Source organism: Alteribacter keqinensis (genome assembly GCF_003710255.1).
GTDB lineage: Bacteria > Bacillota > Bacilli > Bacillales > Salisediminibacteriaceae > Alteribacter > Alteribacter keqinensis.
Window position 1 is genome coordinate 1 of sequence record NZ_RHIB01000008.1, and the last position, 1,653, is coordinate 1,653.

The 1,653-nt window shown below is 54.3% G+C and carries 1 rRNA gene; it reads left to right on the forward strand.

The window, feature by feature from the left end:
- Positions 1-27: 27 nt before the first annotated feature.
- A 16S ribosomal RNA gene (locus EBO34_RS20355) occupies positions 28-1,581 on the forward strand.
- Positions 1,582-1,653 lie beyond the last annotated feature (72 nt).

Here is a 1,653-nt window from a genome sequence, read left to right on the forward strand (position 1 = left end):
TTAAATGATGTCAGAGACATCAAACTTTCTATGGAGAGTTTGATCCTGGCTCAGGACGAACGCTGGCGGCGTGCCTAATACATGCAAGTCGAGCGGACTGATGGGGAGCTTGCTCCCCTGACGTCAGCGGCGGACGGGTGAGTAACACGTGGGCAACCTGCCTCACAGACTGGGATAACTCCGGGAAACCGGGGCTAATACCGGATAATCAAAGGAACCGCATGGTTCCCTTGTAAAAGTTGGGTTTTACCTAACACTGTGAGATGGGCCCGCGGCGCATTAGCTAGTTGGTGAGGTAGTGGCTCACCAAGGCGACGATGCGTAGCCGACCTGAGAGGGTGATCGGCCACACTGGGACTGAGACACGGCCCAGACTCCTACGGGAGGCAGCAGTAGGGAATCATCCGCAATGGACGAAAGTCTGACGGTGCAACGCCGCGTGAGTGATGACGGTCTTCGGATTGTAAAGCTCTGTTGTCAGGGAAGAACAAGTGCCGTTCGAACAGGGCGGCACCTTGACGGTACCTGACCAGAAAGCCCCGGCTAACTACGTGCCAGCAGCCGCGGTAATACGTAGGGGGCAAGCGTTGTCCGGAATTATTGGGCGTAAAGCGCGCGCAGGCGGTTCCTTAAGTCTGATGTGAAAGCCCACGGCTCAACCGTGGAGGGTCATTGGAAACTGGGGAACTTGAGTGTAGGAGAGGAAAGTGGAATTCCAAGTGTAGCGGTGAAATGCGTAGATATTTGGAGGAACACCAGTGGCGAAGGCGACTTTCTGGCCTACAACTGACGCTGAGGCGCGAAAGCGTGGGGAGCAAACAGGATTAGATACCCTGGTAGTCCACGCCGTAAACGATGAGTGCTAGGTGTTAGGGGTTTCGATACCCTTAGTGCCGAAGTTAACACATTAAGCACTCCGCCTGGGGAGTACGGCCGCAAGGCTGAAACTCAAAGGAATTGACGGGGGCCCGCACAAGCAGTGGAGCATGTGGTTTAATTCGAAGCAACGCGAAGAACCTTACCAGGTCTTGACATCCTCTGACAACCCTAGAGATAGGGCGTTCCCCTTCGGGGGACAGAGTGACAGGTGGTGCATGGTTGTCGTCAGCTCGTGTCGTGAGATGTTGGGTTAAGTCCCGCAACGAGCGCAACCCTTGACCTTAGTTGCCAGCATTCAGTTGGGCACTCTAAGGTGACTGCCGGTGACAAACCGGAGGAAGGTGGGGATGACGTCAAATCATCATGCCCCTTATGACCTGGGCTACACACGTGCTACAATGGATGGTACAAAGGGCAGCAAAGCCGCGAGGCCGAGCGAATCCCATAAAGCCATTCTCAGTTCGGATTGCAGGCTGCAACTCGCCTGCATGAAGCCGGAATTGCTAGTAATCGCGGATCAGCATGCCGCGGTGAATACGTTCCCGGGCCTTGTACACACCGCCCGTCACACCACGAGAGTTTGTAACACCCGAAGTCGGTGCGGTAACCTTTTGGAGCCAGCCGCCGAAGGTGGGACAGATGATTGGGGTGAAGTCGTAACAAGGTATCCCTACCGGAAGGTGGGGATGGATCACCTCCTTTCTAAGGAGCTTTTGAAGCTCATAAGTTTCAACAATGTTTCTGCTTTGGTCTTTTTGTTTAGTTTTGAAAGGT